The organism is Pasteurella oralis, from assembly GCF_002850605.1.
GTDB classification, from domain to species: Bacteria; Pseudomonadota; Gammaproteobacteria; order Enterobacterales; family Pasteurellaceae; genus Pasteurella; species Pasteurella oralis.
Genome location: NZ_NXGB01000001.1, coordinates 359731 through 381997 on the forward strand (window position 1 = coordinate 359731; position 22267 = coordinate 381997).

Consider the following 22267-nt stretch of genomic DNA (forward strand, 5'->3'; position numbering starts at 1 on the left):
TCTCTTCCACGACTCAAAAATAGTGGCGTATTGTAGCGGAAAACTACTTTTTACTCAATGTTGTGATTTGTTGCGTTAACCAAGGAATTGCGTTTTCTAATGGAAAGTTTTGTGTATCGCCAGAATAAGTATTTTCTTGGTGAGCACTAATGATTTTAAGGTGAGGTACATGAGCAGGAATTAAGGGTTCCCAAGTGCCTAAATTAGGTTGACTATTCGCAAAAAAACTGAGTAATGGCTTTTGGAAAGCACAAGCTAAATGCAAAGAACCACCATCGACAGCAATCACGAAATCAGCACTTTCAATAAGCGCTAAATATTCATCTAGGCGGGTTTGTGGTGAAAGTTTAATGTCTAATGTTGGGCACAACGCATGAAGTTGTTGGTAATAATTAGGGACTGTTGGGGTGTAACCTATAATACATTCGACTTGTGTAGCTAAGTTGCTTGTTAAACTACGGTTCAGTAATTCAGCCAATTCGGCTGCGGGAATTTGACGTTTACTCCCCTGGGGGCAAAGCAGTAAACGAAATTTATTCGCTTGCCAATAAGCAGCAATTTTTTGCTGATTTTGTTGTGTCGTATGCAGCACACTTTCAGGTTCAGGCAGTGAAAAATGTTCTGCAAACACCGATTGCATTAAATAGTGACTTAAACGCTCATTATCCTTTTGTGGGCAATGAATATCGTAACTTTTAATTGTCTCAAAATTGTAATATTTCTTATTATATTTACGGAAAATGACAATCCATTTTGGCATCAAAATGCGATCCATAAAGAGGGATGCGGAATTAAAGTTGTTTTCAAAATCGAGTAAGAGATCCCACTTTTTGCAATGCTTGATATAGCTTGGCAGATTACGTTCTACAAATTCATCAACCAGTCCCGAAGCTTGGTAAATCGCTTTATTGGCACCACGTACAACAACCCCTAGTTTGGCTTTAGGAAAGAGAGTTTTAAGTTGTTTGAGGTGAGCGGTATGCACAGCAGCATCGCCAATTGCAAAGCCTAAAGGACGAAGTAGGATAGATTGAATTTGATCAAATTGAATTGGGGATGGGTGTTTTTGGCGATTTTCTAATAATAAAATAAATAGTTGTTTAAAGTTCATTGTTATTGTCCCAATTCTTTGCTTATTTAGAGCGCGCTTTTCCGCTATAATACACAAAATTTTTTTGAAAAATAAGTAGTAATAATATGCCAATAATTAATCAAAGTGCTTTGGTCGCCTATAGTGCTGAACAAATGTATCAATTAGTGAATAATTATGAACAATATCCTGAATTTGTACCTGGTTGCGTCGCAGGGCGAACATTAACCCACCAAGCAAATCAAGTGACAGCAGAGTTAGTGATTGCAAAAGCAGGGATTAGTCAACGTTTTACCACTCAAAACACGATGCTAACAAATCGTTCAATCAAAATGCAATTAGTTGAAGGACCATTTAAATTTTTACAGGGGGAATGGATTTTTGATGAGTTAGATGAACGTTGTTGTAAAATTGCATTAAGACTGGAGTTTGAATTTTCTAATCCCATTATTGCTATGGCTTTTGGACAAATTTTTACACATTTAACCACAAGAATGATCAACGCATTTAAACAGCGTGCAAAAGAGGTGTATGGTGGCACAAATTAATATTGAAATTGTTTATGCCTATCCTAATCGCCATTACTTAAAAAAATTAATGGTGGAAGAGGGCACGATGATTCAAACTGCTATTTTACAATCTGGTATTTTGCAGCAGTTTACCGAAATTGATTTACGTGAAAATAAAGTTGGGATTTTCAGTCGTCCTGCAAAATTAACAGATCAGTTAAAAGAGGGTGATCGGATTGAAATTTACCGTCCGTTATTAGCCGATCCAAAAGAAATTCGTCGCAAACGTGCTGAACAGCAAGCTGCGCAAGTCAAAGAAAAACAGAAATAGGATAACGAGATGACATTTTGCTTACCAGAAAAAATTACACCAGAGATTTTCTTACGTGATTATTGGCAAAAAAAGCCATTGCTAATTCGTCAGGGATTACCGCAAATTATTGGTCTATTTGAGCCTGTTGATATTATTGAATTGGCGCAGCAAGAAGAAGTTACTGCACGTCTTATCAAACAATTTTCTGAAGATAATTGGCAATTAAAGCGAAGCCCATTAAATGCAAAAGATTTTGAAAACTTGCCTACCCAATGGTCTGTGTTAGTCCAAAATTTAGAACAGTGGTCAACTGAACTGGGGAAACTTTGGAGCGCATTTGGTTTTATTCCACAATGGCAGCGTGATGATATTATGGCGTCTTATGCGCCTAGGGGTGGTTCAGTTGGGAAACACTATGATGAATATGATGTCTTTTTGGTTCAAGGCTATGGTCATCGCCGTTGGCAACTTGGTAAATGGTGCGATCCAAGTACTGAATTTAAACCAAATCAGCCAATTCGTATTTTTGATGATATGGGTGATTTGATTTTAGATGAAGTGATGGCACCTGGCGATATCTTATATGTCCCTTCTCGTCTATCGCATTATGGTGTTGCCGAAGATGATTGTTTGACTTTCTCATTTGGACTACGTTATCCCAACTTAGCAGATTTATTAGACCATGTTAACCAAGCTTTTGATCAGCCATATCCTGAAATTGATTTAAATGAGTTTAATATTCCATTGCGATTAAGTCCGAGTGTACAAAAAACAGGGAAGCTTGATCCAGCGATGGTACAAACTATGAAACAGCAGTTATTAGCTAAACTAGCAAGTTCAACACAATTTGATCGTTTATTCCAGCAAGCTGTGGCGACAGCTGTCAGTACAAGACGTTACGATCTACTGGAAACAGAAGAATATTGCGATTTAGATGAGATACGTTTGTTTTTGCAGCAAGGGGCTGTGTTGAGCCAAGACAATAATTGCAAATTACTTTATACAGAAAATCCATTACTGCTTTATGCTAATGGTGAATGGCTTGATGAGTTAAATGAAATTGAAGCTGAATTATTGAAGCGTTTAGCTGATGGTGAGCAATTAACTTGGCAAAATTTAACTACACTTTGTGCTCAGTCGACTGATCCAGCTAATGCAATGGCTCTACTGTTAGATACCTTATGCAATTGGATCGATGATGGCTGGGTATTGATTCAGTGAGCGATATAAAAAGTAAGTAAAAAATATATCTTGTAGTAAGTTATTTTGCGGCTAGATTTAATTTTTAATGAGGTATCTTATATATTATTCTCATTTATGAGTCTTATTTTTATCTTTTTAGTTACTCGTTATTTGAATTAAAAGGCAGAGGCATGTCCGATCAAATTTATTCTGTTTCTCAACTTAATCAATCCGTTCGTTTAATGCTTGAAAATCAGCTTAGGCAAGTTTGGTTGACTGGTGAGATTTCAAATTTTAGTCAGCCTGTATCAGGGCATTGGTACTTAACGTTAAAAGATGAGAATGCACAAGTGCGTGCCGCCATGTTTCGAATGAAAAATTTGCGTGTTGGCTTCCGTCCTCAAAATGGCATGCAAGTATTAGTGCGTGCCAGTGTCAGTTTGTATGAGCCGCGTGGTGATTATCAAATTATTATTGAAAGTATGCATCCTGCTGGAGAAGGTTTACTGCAACAACAGTTTGAGGCTTTAAAAATGAAGCTAGCGGCGGAAGGTTTGTTTGCACAAAATCTCAAGAAAAACATACCGCACTTTAGTAAAGCTGTAGGGATTGTGACTTCCAAAACAGGCGCAGCATTACAAGATATTTTGCATATTTTGCAGCGACGTGATCCTACTTTAAACGTAGTGATTTATCCTACTGCAGTACAAGGCAAAGAAGCTAGTACGGAAATTGTACAAATGATTGAGCTTGCTAATCGTCGTCAAGAAGTGGATGTGTTAATTGTGGGACGAGGTGGTGGCTCTTTAGAAGATCTCTGCTGTTTTAATGAAGAAGGTGTTGCTCGTGCAATTTTTAATTCTGTTATTCCTATTATCAGTGCAGTAGGTCATGAAACTGATGTGACAATTGCAGATTTCGTCGCTGATTTACGTGCACCAACGCCTTCTGCTGCGGCAGAACTTGTCAGTCGTAATCAACAAGAATTATTGCAACAGCTATATTATAAAAAGCAGCGTTTGGAAATGGCATTCGATCGTTTATTTAGCGAGAAAAACCAGGAACTACAACGCCTTCGCTTGCGTTTACAACATCAACATCCACACAATCAATTACGTTCTCAGCAGCAGAGAATGCAGCAATTATCTCATCGTTTGCAGTTCGCTATGCAAGGCATGGTGAATAAAAGTCGTTATAGATTGACCGCACTTTCAGAGCGAATTGAGAAAAATCCATTGCCTTTTCAAGTGCAAAAACAGCAGCAATATATTTATCAGCTTGAGGCAAGGTTACATGCTGGATTAAATCGTTCATTAACATATAAACAACATCAACTCGCGAGAATTTGTGACAAATTAGATGGATTAAGCCCATTAAAAGTATTAGCGAGGGGCTATTCTATTGCAGAAAATGTAAGAGGGCATACAGTGACTCAGATTGAGCAAGTGAGTATTGGGGAACGATTAACTACCAAATTAAGCAGCGGCGAAATTATTAGCCAAATCGTTGAATTAAAAGCAAACTAAAAAGAAACAATACTTGTTCCTTTTTTATTGTTAGCTTTTGATATGTTTAGCTAAAGATTTGTGCTGAATTTGCACATTTTTGCCTTTGGCTTGGAAATATTGTCCAAGCTGTTGAGTAATATACACGGAACGATGTTTTCCACCTGTACAGCCAATCGCGATAGTTAAGTAACTACGGTTATTCTGTTCTAACATCGGTAGCCAAGTTTCAATATAATTGCGTGTTAAATAGATAAAATTATTAACTTCGTTATGTTTATTTAAAAATTCAGCGACGGGTTCATCTAGACCAGTGAGGGGACGTAATTCTGAATGCCAATGTGGATTTGGTAAAAAGCGCACATCAAATACATAATCTGCATCTAATGGTACACCATACTTAAAGCCGAAAGATTGGAAAATAATTTTTAAGTCTTTATCTGATGTTCCGCATAAGAAATTACGTAAACGTTCTGCTAACTCATGAGTTGAAAGACGTGTAGTATCAATAATTAAATTAGCATGCTGAATCAATGGCTCTAAATGTTTTTGCTCTTCATCGATTGCGGCTTCTAGTGATAAATCTTGAATGGATAATGGGTGTAAGCGACGTGAATCGCTATAGCGGCGAATTAAAGTACCGCGATCAGTCTCTAGAAAAATAATCTTAATTTGATGTTGTGCTTGTACTTTATTGAGGAGCTGTTCGAGCGTTTGTGAAGAATGTGGTAAGTTACGAATATCTAGACTGATTGCCACAGATTTATGATTTACTGACAAAATGTCGGCTAATTTAGGCAGTAAATCCAGTGGTAAATTATCAACACAATAATAACCAATATCTTCTAAGGCTCGTAAAGCGACGGATTTACCAGCCCCAGAACGTCCACTTACAATAATAATATCCATAAGCCTACTCGTTACTAATTAAACAGATTTGTTATTGTCATCAACAATTTCATCATTATCTTGATGTTCATTTGGCATATTTTGTTGCATATTTAGCTGATCTACATTTTCAAAAATATGCCAAATCTCATCTGCATTTTGTGCTGTACGTAATTGCTTGCAAAGCGTTTTATCGGAAAGCGTTTCGGCAATTTGAGGCAAGACTGAAATATATTTTTCGCACATTTTCTCTGGCACCAATAAGGCAAATACTAAATCCACATTACGATGATCAGCGGACTCGTAGTCAATCGGTGAATCTAAATGAATAAAAACTGCTAGAGGGTCATTGCCTTCTGGAATACGCGCTTTGGGCATAGCGACGCCATTCCCTAAACCAGAGTTGCCAATTTTTTCACGACTTAATAAGCATTCAAAGCAAAACTGTTCTGCATTTTCTAATTGAATTTGATCTGCAATCACTTGTGTGATGATTTCAAATAAACGTTTTTTGCTAGAACAAATGAGTCCCTGACGAATATTCTCAGGTTTAAGTAATTCAGTAAATTTAAGCATAGTAAAGTTAAAGTTTAAATTCTTCACCTAAGTAAACACGTTTTACTTGTTCGTTATTGAGTATCTCTTCAGGTGTACCAGTTGCAATCATTTTTCCCGCGCTGACAATGTAAGCTCGTTCACATACATCAAGTGTTTCTCTTACGTTATGATCGGTAATTAATACACCTAAACCACGATCACGTAAATCCATGATAATCTTTTTGATATCAATCACTGAAATTGGATCAACGCCTGCAAAAGGTTCATCTAATAAAATAAATTTAGGGTTTGCTGCTAAAGCGCGTGCGATTTCAACACGACGGCGCTCACCACCAGATAAGGATTGACCTAAATTGTTGCGAATATGACCTATATTAAATTCATCGATCAGTTCATCTGCTCTAGCACGGCGTTGATCTAGACTGAGATCTTTGCGGATTTCAAGCACTGCCATCAAGTTATCATAGACACTTAAACGGCGAAAAATAGACGCTTCTTGCGGTAAGTAACCAATACCACGCTGTGCACGGTTATGCATGGGTAGTAAACTAATGTCTTGATCATCAATACGAATTTTACCTTGGTCGTGATTTACCAGACCGACTACCATATAGAAAGTGGTTGTTTTGCCAGCACCATTTGGACCAAGCAGACCCACAATTTCATTTGAATGCACGGTTAAACTTACATCTGAAACAACTTGGCGATTTTTGTAGCTTTTTGCTAAATTTTCAGCATAAAGAATAGACATACAAAACCTTATTTTTTATTTTTATCATTTAATTGAGTTGGAATGAGCACGGTTCGGACCCGTGAATGACCTGAACTATTCGCCTTTAATTGCTGTTTATTCACATCATAAGTAATTACGTCACTATTAATTTTACTATCTAACTGTTTTAATTCGGCGTTACCTGTTAACGTTAAAAACTCATGAGTCAGATCGTAATGAACTTTATTCGCTTGACCTTCAACAGGTTTTCCATCGTCTAGTTTTTGATAGAAAGTTACTGGATTGCCAAAGGCTTCGATCGTTTCTTTTTTGCCTGAATTTTCAGGTGGGCGTTTAATAATGACTTTACTTGCTTTGATTAAAATAGAGCCTTGTGTAATCACAACATTATCTGTAAAAGTCACGATACTATTATCCATATCTAAAGATTGGTGATCAGAGACAATATTAATTGGTTGCTGTGAATCATTTTTAAGCGCAAAAGCAGGCAATGTTACTGTAAATAATGCGGCTAAAAGGAAAATATTATTGCTTGTTAATTTCATAGTACGTATTTACCTGCTCTTTTAAAGTCGCTACTTGCTGTTGCAAGTTACCTGTTAATTTTAAACCTGTTGAGTGGAAGTTTTGTCCATAAATCTTCACTGTTTTATCGGATGTGATATCTTGTGTTGATAAATTAACGACAGCACTTTCTGTTTCAACACGTTGTAAACGAGAACTGGTAAAAAGACTTTCTGCAATAACATTTCCTTCTAAATAAAGCATGTTGTCTTTTGTTAAAATGGCTTTGCTCGCACTTAATTTCCAGCTTTCTTTCTCTTTTTCTGAATTTTCTTGTGTTTCAATTTCAAATAAATAAACCTCTGGCAATTGAAAATGAGTTTGTCCAGAAGTAGTGAAATGTTCAACGGATTCAGAGCTTGCTAAATATTGTTTTTTTCCAGTTGGAGAGAACACGGTTGTTCTCATTTTTTGTCCAGTATATTCAGGGCTATCTGATTTTTTGATAAGCGTATTTAAATCTTGTTCACTTTGATTGAGTGAATAAAACCAGCCTAATAGCGCAAGTGCAATAACTGATAAAACAATATTCCAACGAATATTCATAGAACTTATTTTCAATTTGCTAGGGTTAATCATTGAGCTGTAATCATAGCATAATTTTAATAAAACAAATCAAAGTGCGGTAGGTTTTCAGAAAATTTTTATGTTAAGGAACATTTTCAAACAACAATAGTCAAAAGAGCGTATGTTTTATATTGACGAAAATTTGACATTCAAGTGGAATTAATAGAATATCCCACTTTGTTTTGAGATAGCTTAATTTAAAAAGAGACGTTATGAGTAATCCCTTAATTGAAGTGAAAAATCTCACTTTTAAACGAGGCGAGCGAACCATCTATGACAACCTGAATTTGCAGTTTGAAAAAGGTAAAATTACTGCAATTATGGGACCATCCGGTATTGGTAAAACCACTTTATTAAAGTTAATTGGTGGGCAATTACATCCTGAAAAAGGTGAAATTTGGTTCGAAGGACAAGATATTTGCCAATTGTCTAATTCAGAACTGTATCAAGTACGCCAAAAAATGGGAATGCTATTCCAGTCAGGCGCACTATTCACTGATATTTCAACATTTGATAATGTTGCATTTCCAATTCGTGAGCATACTCGCCTGCCAGAAGAATTAATCCGTAAGATTGTGTTAATGAAGCTTGAAGCTGTTGGTTTACGCGGCGCAGCAGAGCTGATGCCTTCGGAGTTATCTGGAGGAATGGCAAGACGCGCAGCTTTAGCAAGAGCGATCGCGCTTGATCCTGAATTAATTATGTTTGATGAACCTTTTGCTGGACAAGATCCAATTAGCATGGGAGTGATCTTGAGTCTAATTAAGCGTTTAAATGAAGCATTGCAATTGACTTCTATTGTCGTTTCCCACGATGTGCAAGAAGTGTTAAGTATTGCGGATTATGCTTATATTATTGCAGACAAGCGTGTTATTGCAGAAGGGAGCGCAGCACAGTTGCTGCAAAGTGAAGATCCACAAGTTCGCCAATTCTTAGATGGTGAAGCGGATGGGCCTGTCCGTTTTCATTTTCCTGCGCAAGATTATGTGGAGGAACTGTTTAAATGATCAAATTTATTGCTAATTTTGGACACAATGCAATTAGTGCTTGCCGTGCAGTTGGGCGTGCTGGGTTTATGTTGTTTGGTGCGCTAGTGGGTCAGCCTCGAGTAAGAAAACATTTTCCTTTATTGGTAAAACAATTACATGTGCTTGGTGTGCAATCTTTACTTATTATTATGCTGTCAGGTCTATTTATTGGTATGGTGTTAGGTTTGCAAGGCTATGTTGTTTTAGTGGATTTTTCCGCTGAAACGAGTTTAGGGCAGCTTGTTGCACTTTCGCTATTACGTGAATTAGGACCCGTTGTGACCGCACTTTTATTTGCTGGTCGTGCGGGTTCTGCTTTAACTGCTGAAATCGGTTTAATGAAAGCAACAGAACAATTATCTAGTTTAGAGATGATGGCGGTAGATCCCTTACGTCGTGTGATTGCACCACGTTTTTGGGCGGGAGTCATGGCAATGCCAATTCTTGCTGTGATTTTTACCGCAATTGGTATTTGGGGCGGTTCTTTAGTCGGTGTAGATTGGAAAGGGGTTGATGCAGGTAGTTTTTGGTCTGTAATGCAGAATTCAGTGACTTGGGAAAATGATTTATTGAATGGCTTTATTAAAAGTGTTTGTTTTGCTATTGCAGTTGTTTGGATCGCATTATTTAATGGCTATGATTGTATTCCAACCTCAGAAGGGATTAGTAAAGCGACGACAAGAACAGTTGTACATGCTTCATTAGTTGTGTTGGGCTTAGATTTTGTATTAACAGCATTAATGTTTGGTGCAAGTTAATTACTGCTTGATTTAATTATTTGGATATTAAAGGAAATATTATGCGACAAACGCGGATATATGAATTTTGGGTTGGTTTGTTTTTGTTACTTGGTATTGGTGCATTGGTCTTTTTAGGCTTAAAGGTTGCCAATATACAAGGATTTAGTGAAACCAAATCTTATAAAATTCATGCAACTTTTGACAATATTGGTGGGCTAAAAGTCCGTGCACCACTGAAAGTGGGTGGTGTTGTTATTGGTCGAGTGACTGAGATTACATTAGATGAAAAAAGCTATTTACCCATTGTGACGGTGGCGATTGATGAACGCTATAATGAAATTCCAGAAACAAGTGCTTTGTCAATTAAAACATCTGGCTTATTAGGCGAACAATATATTGCATTAAGTGTTGGTTTTGATGATGGTGAAGTCGCAATGTGGAAAGAAGGTACTCGCGTTGTAGATACTAAATCTGCGTTAGTGTTGGAAGATTTAGTTGGACAATTCTTATATGGTGATCGTAATAAGAACGAGGCGAGCACAGCGCCAGGGGCAAGTGAACAATAGCGCTGAATGTTCAATTTTTTTAGGAAGTTAAGTAGGAGAATACTATGTTGGCAACATTGAAAAGCATGATGGCAAAAATTGTGGTAGTTTTGACCGCACTTTTTTCAGTTCAAGTATTTGCAGCAGAGACACCTTATGATTTAACCGTAGAAGTGTCTGAGAAATTATTTAAAAACATTACAGCTAATCAAGCTAAAATCAAACAAGATCCTAATTATTTGAGAACAATTGTACGTTCTGAACTTATGCCTTATGTTCATGTTAAATATGCAGGTTCAAAAGTATTAGGTAAAAATTTTAAAGCAACTACGCCAGAGCAAAGAGAAAAATTCTTTACTGCTTTTGAGCAATATATTGAACAAACTTATGCACAAGTACTAACTTTGTATTCGGATCAAAAATTACAAATTGATAAGCCAAAAACAGAATCAGCAGATAAAACGGCAAGTATTCGTGTCAAAGTTATTCAAAGTGGTAATCAAGCGCCAGTTAATTTAACTTTTTATTGGTATAAAAACAGTAAATCTGGGAAATGGCAAGTATTTGATATGAGCGCCGAAGGCGTAAGTATGGTAGAAACGAAAGAGAAAGAGTGGGCACCGATAATTGTAAAAAGCGGCTTAGATACACTCACTGAACAAGTTGAAAAAGCAGCAAAAGTACCAGTGACTTTAAGTAAATAAGCAAATGAAAACAGTAAAAAGTTTAACTTGGGCAATAAAACAAAATGATGATAATATAACTCTCCAATTCATTGGGGAGTTATCTCGTGACACGTTGCTGCCTTTATGGGAGCAACGTGCTTCTTTTTTATCAGCAGAAAAACGCAATACGTCATATATCTTTTGGGACCTATCCCAAGTGAGTAGAATTGATTCTGCTGGTTTTGCATTATTGTGTGATTTTTTGCAATATTGCCAAACTGTAGTAAAGCAGGAATATCACATTGTGTTAAAAAATGCACCAAGCCAATTATTCACATTGGCAGATTTATTTGGGCTATCCGCTTGGATAGCAACATTTGTTCAATCCGACGGAAATAATTAATGGAAACGCAAGAAATAGAACGAATTTTAAAAGAAGCATTAAACTTAGATGAGGTTTATGTTCAAGGTGAGAATGCGCATTATGGTGTGATTGCGGTTAGTGATGAGTTTGCAGGTTTATCAAGAGTCAAGCAACAACAACTTATTTATGCTCCATTAATGGAACATATTTCAAGTAACGCGATTCATGCATTGACAATTAAAACTTATACCGTTGACAAGTGGAAGCGTGAGCGCTTGTTTAATCAACCTTCTTAAAGTAAGCAGTAGGATATTCTTATGCAAAAATTTCGTGTTTATGGGCAATCTCGTTTAAAAGGTTCGGTTAATATTTCTGGTGCAAAAAATGCGGCATTACCTATTCTGTTCGCTGCTATTCTGGCGGAAGAACCAGTGACGTTAACGAATGTACCTGAGTTAAAGGATATTGAAACAACATTAAAAATTTTACGTAAATTAGGGGTTGTTGTAGAACGTGGTGAAAATGGCGCGGTGCATTTAGATGCGTCAAGTATCGATCATTTTGTTGCACCATATGAATTGGTTAAAACGATGCGTGCTTCTATTTGGGCTTTGGCGCCACTCGTTGCACGTTTTAACCAAGGACAAGTTTCATTGCCAGGTGGTTGCTCTATTGGTGCGCGTCCGGTAGATTTGCATATTAGCGGGTTAGAGCGTTTAGGGGCACAAATTGCATTAGAAGATGGTTATGTTAAAGCATTTGTTGATCATCGTTTAGTTGGAACGCGTATTGTTGTAGAGAAAGTGAGTGTAGGTGCCACTTTATCTATTATGATGGCAGCAACCTTAGCTAAAGGTAAAACAACGATCGAGAATGCCGCGCGTGAACCTGAAATTACAGATACTGCGATTTTCTTAAATAAAATGGGCGCTAAAATTTCAGGTGCTGGTACAGATACGATCATTGTAGAAGGTGTTGATCGTTTAACTGGTTGTGAACATCGTATTGTGCCAGATCGTATTGAAACGGGGACATTCCTGGTCGCTGCTGCAATTTCTGGTGGTCGTATTGAATGCCATAATACTAAAGCTGATACGCTTGATGCTGTGATCGATAAATTACGTGAAGCAGGTGCGCAAATTGATGTAACAGAAAACAGCATCGTTTTGGATATGTTAGGTAATCGTCCTCGTGCAGTAAATATTCGTACTGCACCATACCCGGGTTTCCCAACTGATATGCAAGCACAATTTACTTTATTAAATATGGTAGCTTCAGGTACAAGTATCATTACTGAAACTATTTTTGAAAACCGTTTCATGCATATTCCAGAATTAATTCGTATGGGCGGAAAAGCTGAAATTGAAGGAAATACGGCGATTTGTCATGGTGTCGATCATCTTTCTGGTGCTGAAGTCATGGCAACAGATCTGCGTGCATCAATTAGTCTTGTGCTAGCGGGCTGCATAGCAACAGGGGAAACGATTGTTGATCGTATATATCATATTGATCGTGGTTATGAACGTATCGAAGAAAAATTACGCGGTTTAGGTGCGCGAATTGAGCGTTTTTCAAGCGAAACAGAAGAGTGTTAATAGTTTGATGTGCTAATATTCTGTTTTTATTCTTTATTAAAAAACCACTTCAAGATAGGAAGTGGTTTTTTATAGGATTAATTTTTTAATTAACACTTTATTTTCTTATTTCTGCTGAACTGGGATGACAATAATACTCCTTGTTTCTTCTTTTACTTCGCAAAGTTGTACTTGGATCACATCGCCAATTTTGTAAGCAAGCTTACCTTGAATATAAAGTGAAAGCTCATCAGAATTAACGCTCATTTCCTCTTTATTGTCATGTAAAGTAGGTGCTGGAATAAAGGCATAAGCGCCATTTTCAAGCAGTTGGACACGTAAACCACTACGCATTACATCTTGTACTTTAGCTTCAAATTCGGGTTTTTGTGCAACTTTCTCGGCTAGATAACGACAATATAACCAATCTGCAATATCACGCTCAACTAAACGATTTTGACGACGTGCCTCTTGTAAGCGAAGCAAGATTTCATCTTGTGGTTTTTCATAGGGTTGATTAGTTAAAATGGCTTTAATTAAGCGGTGGTTTACCATATCTGAATATTTACGGATAGGTGAGGTCCAAGTAGCATAACCTGTCAATCCTAAGCCAAAATGTGGCGCGAATTCAGTTTTAAATTCTGCAAAAGTTAACAGACGGCGTAAACGAAATTCCAAATAATCATTGTCTACTTGTTCAATATCACGACGCATTTGGCAATAGCCTGTGAGCGTGGTGAGATTATCTACCGAATAGCGTTCTGTTAACAGAGCATGATTCGTGTCATTTGCCAAATTAGTGAGTAGAAAATGATGTGCTGTGTCAAGGTTCTTTTTATCGAAGCCTGCATGTGTATTGAAAATGCCACATTTTGCATGTTCATCTAAATATTCTGCTGCACAAATATTTGCAATAATCATGGCTTCTTCTACGATTTGATTCGCGATACGTCGATATTCCGCTTTGATTTCAGCCACTTTGCCATTTTCAGCCAAAATGAAGTGATAATCAGGTTTTTCTTTAAAAAGTAAAGAATGTTGCTTACGCCACTGGATACGTGCTTGTGTGAATTGATGTAGCCAGTCAATTTGTTGTGCTATTTCTACGGTTTCAGGCTGCCAAGCATTAACTGCTTGTTCTAAATAGTCAGAAACGTGTTCATAAACTAATTTCGCTTTTGATTGAATATAAGCAGAAACAAAATGCGGTTTTGCACTAAGATTTCCAGCTAAATCTGTTTCAATATAACAAACTAATGCTGGGCGAATTTGATCTTTGGTTAATGAACAGATTTCATCCGCTAGCTCTCTTGGTAACATTGGAATATTAAAGCCAGGTAAGTAATTAGTAAAACAACGTTGTTTGGCATCTTGTTCAATCGTTGAATCAGACGGTATGTATGCTGTTGGGTCCGCGATAGCAACAACTAATTTCCAGCCTGTTTGCTGCTCACCTTGCTTAATAGGTTCAATATATAGTGCATCATCCATATCAAGCGTGGTTTCGGCATCTATGGTAACAAAGTGAAGTGCGGTCAGATCTTCGCGAGTTTGCTGATCGTGCATTTGATAGCTCGTTAATCCATTTACTGGATAGCGAGATTGTTCATGGCGTGCCAAAGTAACCCACCATGGTGCGAATTCATCATCGGCATGACAAATAAATTCATTAATTTGTGCAAAGAAAAAGCGATCATCACGTAAAGGATGGGTTTTAAGGTTTGCTACGACCCAATCACCTTCTTGCAACTCTTCTTTGATCGCTTTTGCTTTATTTGCGCCAATTGCGTGGTTAATTTGCGGATGATCAACTAAGATTTGGAGTTTTTTCTCTTTATTAAAGCGCACACGTGCAATGAAGCGAGTCAGCATTGGTTCGAGGAGTTGATCTGGTTCAGCTTGTTCTTTGTCACCAATAACTTCAATCAAGGCTTTGATCTTATCGCCATGCATCACTTTTTTCATTGCTGCAGGAGGAATGAAATAACTTTTTTTGTCACATTCAAGGAAGCCAAAGGCTTTATCAGAGGCTTTAACCGTGCCTTCAACTTGCAGTTTACTTTCTCGGATTTGTTGTTTTAATTGGGAAAGAAGGGGATTGTTTTGGAACATTGAGAAATATCCATTAAAAAGTCAAAAAAAGCGGACAAGATCGTCCGCTTAGAATAAACAATAAAAACCTATTCAAGTTCGCCCATAGCGACAATGCTGAAACCTGCATCAACATGCAATACTTCACCAGTGACGCCAGCTGCAAGATCTGAACACAAGAATGCAGCAGAGTTACCAACATCTTCAATAGTTACAGTGCGGCGTAAAGGTGCAGTCTGTTCAAAATTGGCAAGCATTTTTTTGAAGTTTTTAATGCCTGATGCAGCCAGTGTGCGGATTGGTCCTGCAGAAATAGCATTGACTCGAATGCCTTCTTTTCCTAAAGACGCTGCCATAAAACGAGTATTTGCTTCTAGTGACGCTTTGGCTAAGCCCATTACGTTATAGTTTGGAATTGCACGCTCTGCACCTAAGTATGAAAGGGTTAATAAGGCAGAGTTTGGATTTAACATTTGGCGAGCAGCTTTGGCCATGGCAACGAAACTATAAGAACTGACATCATGAGCAATACGGAAACCTTCACGATTGACTGCATCAACATAATCGCCATCTAATTGATCCGCTGGTGCGAATGCAATTGAATGGACAAAACCATCAAATTTATCCCAATGTTTTGCTAGCTCAGTAAAACATTGTTCAATGCTTTCATCTGTCCCTACGTCACAAGGGATGACAATATCTGAACCTAATTCTTTTGCAAATTCTTCCACACGGCTTTTTAATTTGTCATTTTGATAGGTGAAGGCTAATTCAGCACCTTCACGTTTCATCGCTTGCGCAATACCGTAAGCAATAGAACGATTGCTTGCAACCCCAGCAATTAAAATACGTTTATTTGTTAAAAACCCCATAATCAATACCTTTTCGTATGTTAAAAATTGTGGCTAGTATAAGGGAAAATATGGATAAATACAAAGCTGACCTTATTTAAGCCGGATTATCAATATCTTTAAACTCAACAGCTAAACCATAAGTTTGTGTTAGCCATTCGCCTAATGCTTGGATACCATAACGCTCAGTAGCATGATGACCAGCAGCGAAGAAATGAATGCCTTGTTCACGGGCTGAATGGATAGTTTGTTCTGATACTTCGCCTGTAATAAAAGCATCAATGTCTTGATTAGCGGCTAAATCGATATAACCTTGACCACCACCAGTACAGATTGCAACAGTACGGATTAAGTGTGGTGCGTGATCACTGCATACTAGCGGTTTTCGTTTTAATACTTGCTCAATACGTTGTGCAAAAGTCTCACTAGTTAAGGGGGTTTTTAGTGTACCATAAACGGGAATACTGATAGTACCTTGTTCTAAAGGTTGTAGGTTTTCGATTTCTAATAAAGCTGCTAAACGGGTATTATTTCCTAATTCAGCATGTACGTCTAACGGTAAGTGGTAAGCATATAAATTAATATCATTGACTAATAAACTTTTAATGCGTTTACCTTTCATGCCGCGAATACAAAGACTTTCACTTTTCCAAAAATAGCCGTGGTGAACTAAGATGGCATCAGCTTGTTGAGATATTGCGTAATCAATCAGAGCTTGGCTAGCAGTAACTCCAGTGATGATTTTATTAACTTCAGTTTTTCCTTCAACCTGTAGACCATTGGGTGCGTAGTCTGAAATACTTTGGCTATTTAATTTCTGATTTAGAATTTGCTCAAGTTCAATGTGATTCATGCTGGTTAGTAATCCTATAGTGATAAAAGAATGAGGCAATGGTAAAGGATTTGAGGTGGAATAAGAAGAAAAAAATGGCTAATGTGAAAATCTTTTTCAAGATTATGGGGGAGTGCTCACATTAGCCGAATTGTTTTACTACTTGAATAAGAAAATAGATTCATTATATATTTTATTATATAATGATCAAGTGAAATATGAATAAAAATGAAAAAAGGTGATAAATCACCTTTTATTCAATTCCTATTAATTTGTGAGCTTGTATACTTAACTGCCATTTTGGTTTATTAACTCGTTGATTTAAAACACCTAATTGTGTAATTGTTTTAAGTAAATTCATTTCACCATTGACTTCACAAGGTGATAAATAGTAATGATTTGCTTTGATTCGTTGTTCGATTTGCTCGCAAAAATCTAATACATCTTCATCTGCAACAATGCGGACTTCATGAGCAAAGGGAATGCACTGTTGCTGATATTTATGCTGATATAATCGCTTTGGGCTAGTAGCAATATAGTCGATTTGTGCTGGAACTGTTTTTAACCCATTGGTTTCAATCGCGAGAAAATAACCTTCTGCTTTTAAGTGATCAAGTAGCTGATCAATTTTAGGTACAATAGTGGGCTCACCGCCAGTGATAATGATATTTTTGCTAGAAAATGACCGCACTTTATCTAGAATTTGTGAAAGCGTCCAAAGGCTATGTTGGTTGTAATTGGTATCACACCATGGGCAAGCCAGATTACATTTGCCAAGACGTACAAAAATACTTGGCATGCCAGTATTCAACCCCTCACCCTGCAAACTTTCAAAAATTTCGACAATGTGATATTTCAATTGTAAAACATCTTGAATTGGCACTGCACTTATTCCTCATATTCACAAAACGAAGTAGGAGTTTCCCAAAGACGAATAGCAGAAATAGGTAAATTTTCCTCATATTTCAAACAATTGAAAATAAAACGAGCCATTTCTTCTGCAGTAGTACGCGTTGGCAAGGCAAAGATTTTAGAATCTAACGACTGTAATAATGTGGCAACTTTCGTTTCTTTTTCACTATGGCTATCATAAATAAAAGCATGATCCATAGGATCTAAAATACGTTGTTTAACAATTTTTTTTAAATCTGAAAAATCAATGACCATACCTCTTTTAGGGCCTGTTTGATGCAGATCGCCACAAAGTTCTACTTGTAGCTTATACGTATGCCCATGTAAATTTTTACACTTACCATCATGTCCATCGAGCATATGTGCCATATCAAAGCTAAATTCTTTCGTAATTTTAAACATAAATTAGACCACCGCACTTTTCATTGAAAGATATTCTTGTAACCCCTTTTCACGTAATATACAACTTGGGCATTCAGCGCAACCTTGTTCAACACCCATGTAACAAGTATGGGTATGCTGGCGAATATAGTCTAAGGCACCGAGTTCATCTGCCAACTGCCATGTTTGTGCTTTGGTGAGATACATTAAAGGTGTTTTGAGATTAAATTGGTAATCCATTGCGAGATTTAATGTGACATTCATGGATTTAATAAAGATATCACGGCAATCAGGATAACCACTAAAATCTGTTTCGCATACACCAGTAATAATATCTTGAATTCCTTGCCCTTTAGCATAAATTGCGCTGTAGAGTAGAAATAAGGCATTGCGCCCATCAACGAAAGTATTGGGAATATTTCCTTGTTGCACAATTTTAGCTTCATTATCCATTAAGGCATTTGTCGTAATTGCTTGAATGACAGAGGTATCAATCAATGTTTGTTTTACGCCAAGATCTTGTGCTATCCATTGTGCTTTTGCTAGCTCAATAACATGACGTTGCCCGTACTGGAAAGTGATAGTTTCCACATTTTTGACACCATAGTCTTGAATCGCTTGAATTAGACAAGTGGTAGAATCTTGTCCACCAGAAAAGATGACAATCGCTTTACGATCGTTATTTGGATTAGTTAACTGCATTATTTTTCCTAGTTTTGTTTCGGGCAAATAAACTATTTATTTGCCCAAGTGGGATGGTTACGAACCACTTTTGAATGTCATTGGATAGGAGAATTCCCTATCGCCATATAACGAATTTCGGTTATTTGTTTGATAAAATTTCCGCTAATTCGAGATCCTGTTTAACATCAATATCTACAGAACGATAAGTTGGCATTAAATAAAATTTTAATGGTGGAATAAAGAAGTATTTTTCTTTGAGTAAGCTATCGATATCATTAATGTAAATAGCGCCATTAGCGCGATACATTTTAGGCAATGTTTGACGTGCAGCTTCAAAATCATGGATTTCACGAACAGGTAAGACTTCATGATTTTCATCTAAAGAGAAAGCCTTATAAGGGTGATGTTCACATTCGCAAGCTGAAACGACGGATTTGACACCGCCATTAATATACATATCCATTGCGTTTTTTATATCAAGGTGATCACGTAATGGGCTTGTCGGTTGCAATAAGGTACAAGTACCTTGTTTAAGACCTAATGTTTGTAATGCGTGTAAAACTGCATCAATTGTTCGTGAGTTATCTTGGGCTAATTCAACTGGTCTTTTAATTGTTATTGCACCATATTTTTTGGTTTCAGCTAAAATGTTATCCCCATCTGAAGTTACTATGATTTGATCAAATACGTTAGCATTTTTCGCTGCTAAAATAGCACGACCGATAAGAGAGTGTCCGCCAACAAGCTGAAGGTTTTTATCAGGAATTCCTTTTGAACCTGCGCGTGCTGGGATAATTGCGATACTTACCATAATAAGCCCCCTATTTATTACCAATTACAACTGTTTTAATGTATCCCAAAAAATAACTTGAGATTCATCAATGATACCCAAACGTTGCATCACTTTTACATATGGATTATTAAGTGCATCTTCTTTACTTTTTACTTGTTTATTAGTGGTAAATATAATGTGGCTAATTTTTTCTTTCGGTAATGAAAAATAAAGTGAACTTGCAATTCCGCCAACTTTGTCAGGTAATAAACCTGTCATCATTAAGATTTCAAAAGAGATATTGGCAGGGATATTAATAATATCTTTGGCATTATTTAGAATATATTCATTAATTTCATCCCCTTTAGGATGACCTTTGAAATAGACTTTATAGTCATCTCCAATGAATAATTCTCCATTAGGTTGCGTAAAGTGTTTTAAGAGATTAAGCTGCTGTTGAGCATAGTACTCTCTGACATCTGTCTTCGCTTCCCAAGTCGTGGTACCGGTGAATATAAATTTTTTCTCAGTCGTTTCTAATAATTGTTTAATTTGATCATTAAAACCAACTAACTTTAAATATAGGGCTTGTTTTTCTGAAGATAAATCTTGATAAGCAAATAACGCCATTTTTTGGTAGTTGTCTTGTAAATATTCTTTAAGTGGTTTAATAAATGCTGCTTTTTCAAAATATTCAGGACTTAAAAAATGATATTTTACAGGAAACTGTGATTGCCATACATAACGAGCAACGATTGGGTTATCGAATTTGGCTTTTCCAGTCATTAAAAAAGAAGCTAATTGTTGCTCTGCTTGAGCAATAGCTTTTGGAATATCAACATCTTGCAGATTTTCTAAACCTACATATTCTAATGAGCCGTCATCATATAAATTAAGACTACGGATAGAAACTCGTGATGGATGTTTAAAGCGGTACGCTAAAATAGGTTGAATGAGTTTTGTTGCATGTGCAATACTCATATGTAAATCTAATTCTAACGATTCAGGATATTGATCTAAAATTGAGAAGAGTTCCTCGGTTGGTTTTTCATCTTTAATACCTACCATATCGATATGTTGGTATTGCTTTTGAATCTCTTCCGGCATTTTAAAACGAGTATGGCCAAAAATGCGTGCAGTTTCTTTATCATCACTTTTTTGCGTAAAATCCATCAATTGATTTAAGGCAGGAAGGGATGCCGGATCTAAATAAATAGTCACTGATTTAGCCCAATTTGATGCACTTATTATCGATAAAATACAAAAGATGGCAATTTTGAATTTGAATAAATAATTTTTCATATTGAGCTCCTATAAACTTATCCCCAACATTGCGCTGGGGAATAAATGTTTGTTTATTTTTGTTTCATTGCAGGGAAGAGAATAACATCTCTAATTGAGGCAACGTTAGCAAATAACATCGCTAAACGGTCGATCCCTAGACCTTCTCCTGCTGTTGGCGGTAAACCGTGTTCAAGTGCGGTGACAAAATCTTCATCTTTGAACATTGCTTCATCATCGCCTGCTTCTTTTGCTGCAACCTGAGCATCGAAACGTTCGTTTTGATCTTCGGCGTCATTTAATTCTGAGAAGCCATTACCAATTTCGCGTCCACCAATAAATAGCTCAAAACGATCTGTCACCTCTGGATTTGCATCATTACGGCGTGCTAGTGGTGAAATTTCAGCAGGATGTGCCATTAAGAAAGTAGGTTGAATTAAATGATGTTCTGCGACTTCTTCAAAAATAACATTGATAAGGCTACCTAATCCCCATGATTTTTGTACTTCAATACCTAACTTCTGCGCGATAGCAACAGCACGATCAAAATCATATAAATCTTCTTTTACAATGCCTTTGTCTGCACCATATTTTAAGATCGCGTCATGCATAGTAATGCGTTCAAACGGTTTACCGAAGTCAAATTCGTCGTCACCATAAGGAACCAGAGTTGTTCCCAAAATATCAAGCGCTAATTTGCGCAACAATTCTTCTGTATTATCCATTAAATCGTGATAATCTGCATAAGCTTGGTAGTATTCAAGCATAGTAAATTCAGGATTATGGCGAATAGATACGCCTTCATTGCGGAAGTTGCGGTTTAATTCAAATACGCGCTCAAATCCACCAACCACTAAACGTTTTAAGTAAAGTTCAGGTGCAATACGTAAATACATATCTACGTCTAATGCATTGTGGTGTGTTACAAATGGACGCGCAGAAGCACCACCCGGAATGATTTGTAACATCGGTGTTTCTACTTCCATAAAGCCTTTCGAGATAAAATAGTCACGAATCCCCGCGATGACTTTTGAACGAATAATAAACGTGCGGCGTGAGTCTTCATTTGAGATCAGATCTAAATAACGTTGACGATAACGGGTTTCCTGATCGCTTAAGCCATGGAATTTATCTGGTAATGGACGAAGTGCTTTAGTTAATAATTCGACTTCAGTACAACGTACAGTTAATTCGTTAGTTTTGGTTTTAAATAGCGTTCCTTTAACACCAATAATATCGCCTAAATCCCAACTGCCTACATCTTCTGCATAAACACCTTCAGGTAAATTGTCACGCGCAATATAGAGTTGGATACGACCCGACATATCTTGTAGTGTAATGAAAGTTGCTTTACCCATTGCACGACGTGTCATGATACGACCAGCTACTTTGACTTCTACTTCTTGTGCTTTTAACGCTTCGCCTTCTATGTCGTCATATTTGATATGTAACTCTTGCGCAAGCGCATCGCGACGGAAAGTATTTGGAAATGGGTTGCCTTTGGCACGCAATGCGGCTAATTTTTCACGACGAACTAACATTTCGCCATTAAGGTCAAGTTCTTGGATTTGTTCTGACATATTTTTCCTTTCAATTTAAATTAATTTTTGATCAAGTGCGGTCGATTTTTAGCAAATT

Annotated in this window: 26 protein-coding genes; 11 read left to right on the forward strand and 15 right to left on the reverse strand. The window is 37.0% G+C overall.

The window, feature by feature from the left end:
* Positions 1-43 precede the first annotated feature (43 nt).
* On the reverse strand, positions 44-1111 hold the full coding sequence (locus tag C0975_RS01755) for a glycosyltransferase family 9 protein (RefSeq protein ID WP_101774677.1): 1068 nt from the start codon (positions 1109-1111) through the stop codon (positions 44-46).
* 86 nt (positions 1112-1197) lie between these two features.
* Between C0975_RS01755 and C0975_RS01760 the strand changes: the two genes are divergently transcribed.
* The 4 genes from C0975_RS01760 to xseA all read left to right on the forward strand — a co-directional run bounded on the left by C0975_RS01760 (position 1198) and on the right by xseA (position 4620).
* Entirely contained in the window at positions 1198-1638 is a 441-nt protein-coding gene (locus tag C0975_RS01760; RefSeq protein ID WP_101774678.1) for a type II toxin-antitoxin system RatA family toxin, read from the forward strand.
* A complete protein-coding gene (locus tag C0975_RS01765; RefSeq protein WP_101774679.1) occupies positions 1622-1930 on the forward strand; it encodes an RnfH family protein in 309 nt (102 codons plus the stop codon). Before C0975_RS01760 ends, C0975_RS01765 begins: the two co-directional genes overlap by 17 nt.
* A 9-nt stretch (positions 1931-1939) precedes the next feature.
* On the forward strand, positions 1940-3133 hold the full coding sequence (locus C0975_RS01770; protein WP_101774680.1) for a ribosomal protein uL16 3-hydroxylase: 1194 nt from the start codon (positions 1940-1942) through the stop codon (positions 3131-3133).
* A gap of 152 nt (positions 3134-3285) precedes the next feature.
* Entirely contained in the window at positions 3286-4620 is a 1335-nt protein-coding gene (xseA, locus tag C0975_RS01775) for an exodeoxyribonuclease VII large subunit (protein WP_101774681.1), read from the forward strand.
* 30 nt (positions 4621-4650) lie between these two features.
* On the opposite strand, the gene rapZ is transcribed toward xseA, so the two are convergent.
* The 5 genes from rapZ to lptC are packed head-to-tail and all read right to left on the reverse strand — an operon-like array spanning position 4651 to position 7888.
* On the reverse strand, positions 4651-5508 hold the full coding sequence (gene rapZ, locus C0975_RS01780) for an RNase adapter RapZ (protein WP_101774682.1): 858 nt from the start codon (positions 5506-5508) through the stop codon (positions 4651-4653).
* Between the two features lie 18 nt (positions 5509-5526).
* The gene (gene ptsN, locus C0975_RS01785; protein WP_101774683.1) at positions 5527-6063 is read right to left on the reverse strand and encodes a PTS IIA-like nitrogen regulatory protein PtsN; all 537 of its coding nucleotides are present in this window, start codon (positions 6061-6063) and stop codon (positions 5527-5529) included.
* A 7-nt stretch (positions 6064-6070) separates the two neighbouring features.
* Positions 6071-6796: an LPS export ABC transporter ATP-binding protein gene (gene lptB / locus C0975_RS01790; RefSeq protein ID WP_101774684.1), complete on the reverse strand. Its 726-nt coding sequence runs from the start codon at positions 6794-6796 to the stop codon at positions 6071-6073.
* A gap of 8 nt (positions 6797-6804) precedes the next feature.
* Positions 6805-7323, reverse strand: a complete 519-nt coding sequence (gene lptA / locus C0975_RS01795; protein ID WP_101774685.1) for a lipopolysaccharide transport periplasmic protein LptA — start codon at positions 7321-7323, stop codon at positions 6805-6807.
* Positions 7304-7888, reverse strand: coding sequence for an LPS export ABC transporter periplasmic protein LptC (lptC, locus tag C0975_RS01800; protein WP_101774686.1), 585 nt, complete (start codon positions 7886-7888; stop codon positions 7304-7306). Before lptC ends, lptA begins: the two co-directional genes overlap by 20 nt.
* A gap of 233 nt (positions 7889-8121) precedes the next feature.
* Here lptC and mlaF point away from each other — a divergent pair, with 233 nt between their 5' ends.
* The 7 genes from mlaF to murA are packed head-to-tail and all read left to right on the forward strand — an operon-like array spanning position 8122 to position 12846.
* A complete protein-coding gene (gene mlaF, locus C0975_RS01805; RefSeq protein WP_101774687.1) occupies positions 8122-8916 on the forward strand; it encodes a phospholipid ABC transporter ATP-binding protein MlaF in 795 nt (264 codons plus the stop codon).
* Complete coding sequence (mlaE, locus tag C0975_RS01810) at positions 8913-9695, forward strand: lipid asymmetry maintenance ABC transporter permease subunit MlaE (protein ID WP_101774688.1); 783 nt, start codon at positions 8913-8915, stop codon at positions 9693-9695. Before mlaF ends, mlaE begins: the two co-directional genes overlap by 4 nt.
* 41 nt (positions 9696-9736) lie before the next feature.
* Positions 9737-10243: an outer membrane lipid asymmetry maintenance protein MlaD gene (gene mlaD / locus C0975_RS01815; RefSeq protein WP_101774689.1), complete on the forward strand. Its 507-nt coding sequence runs from the start codon at positions 9737-9739 to the stop codon at positions 10241-10243.
* Positions 10244-10287: 44 nt separating this feature from the next.
* On the forward strand, positions 10288-10926 hold the full coding sequence (gene mlaC / locus C0975_RS01820; RefSeq protein ID WP_101774690.1) for a phospholipid-binding protein MlaC: 639 nt from the start codon (positions 10288-10290) through the stop codon (positions 10924-10926).
* Between the two features lie 4 nt (positions 10927-10930).
* Positions 10931-11290, forward strand: a complete 360-nt coding sequence (locus tag C0975_RS01825; RefSeq protein WP_101774691.1) for an STAS domain-containing protein — start codon at positions 10931-10933, stop codon at positions 11288-11290.
* A complete protein-coding gene (locus C0975_RS01830; protein ID WP_101774692.1) occupies positions 11290-11547 on the forward strand; it encodes a BolA family protein in 258 nt (85 codons plus the stop codon). Before C0975_RS01825 ends, C0975_RS01830 begins: the two co-directional genes overlap by 1 nt.
* A 21-nt stretch (positions 11548-11568) precedes the next feature.
* Positions 11569-12846 (forward strand): UDP-N-acetylglucosamine 1-carboxyvinyltransferase, encoded by a 1278-nt coding sequence (gene murA, locus C0975_RS01835; protein ID WP_101774693.1) that lies wholly within the window; start codon positions 11569-11571, stop codon positions 12844-12846.
* 105 nt (positions 12847-12951) lie between these two features.
* On the opposite strand, the gene rnb is transcribed toward murA, so the two are convergent.
* The 9 genes from rnb to lysS form a co-directional block, all read right to left on the reverse strand.
* Positions 12952-14937, reverse strand: a complete 1986-nt coding sequence (rnb, locus tag C0975_RS01840; RefSeq protein WP_101774694.1) for an exoribonuclease II — start codon at positions 14935-14937, stop codon at positions 12952-12954.
* Positions 14938-15005: 68 nt separating this feature from the next.
* Entirely contained in the window at positions 15006-15788 is a 783-nt protein-coding gene (fabI, locus tag C0975_RS01845; RefSeq protein ID WP_101774695.1) for an enoyl-ACP reductase FabI, read from the reverse strand.
* 76 nt (positions 15789-15864) lie between these two features.
* On the reverse strand, positions 15865-16620 hold the full coding sequence (locus tag C0975_RS01850) for a Nif3-like dinuclear metal center hexameric protein (RefSeq protein ID WP_101774696.1): 756 nt from the start codon (positions 16618-16620) through the stop codon (positions 15865-15867).
* Between the two features lie 232 nt (positions 16621-16852).
* Positions 16853-17398, reverse strand: coding sequence for a 7-carboxy-7-deazaguanine synthase QueE (locus tag C0975_RS01855; RefSeq protein WP_425440136.1), 546 nt, complete (start codon positions 17396-17398; stop codon positions 16853-16855).
* A gap of 89 nt (positions 17399-17487) precedes the next feature.
* Complete coding sequence (gene queD, locus C0975_RS01860) at positions 17488-17913, reverse strand: 6-carboxytetrahydropterin synthase QueD (RefSeq protein ID WP_101774698.1); 426 nt, start codon at positions 17911-17913, stop codon at positions 17488-17490.
* 3 nt (positions 17914-17916) lie between these two features.
* On the reverse strand, positions 17917-18594 hold the full coding sequence (queC, locus tag C0975_RS01865; RefSeq protein WP_101774699.1) for a 7-cyano-7-deazaguanine synthase QueC: 678 nt from the start codon (positions 18592-18594) through the stop codon (positions 17917-17919).
* Between the two features lie 121 nt (positions 18595-18715).
* Entirely contained in the window at positions 18716-19387 is a 672-nt protein-coding gene (locus tag C0975_RS01870; protein ID WP_101774700.1) for an acylneuraminate cytidylyltransferase family protein, read from the reverse strand.
* Positions 19388-19411: 24 nt separating this feature from the next.
* On the reverse strand, positions 19412-20650 hold the full coding sequence (locus C0975_RS01875) for a multifunctional sialyltransferase (protein ID WP_101774701.1): 1239 nt from the start codon (positions 20648-20650) through the stop codon (positions 19412-19414).
* Between the two features lie 53 nt (positions 20651-20703).
* Positions 20704-22209, reverse strand: a complete 1506-nt coding sequence (gene lysS / locus C0975_RS01880; protein ID WP_101774702.1) for a lysine--tRNA ligase — start codon at positions 22207-22209, stop codon at positions 20704-20706.
* Positions 22210-22267: the final 58 nt, after the last annotated feature.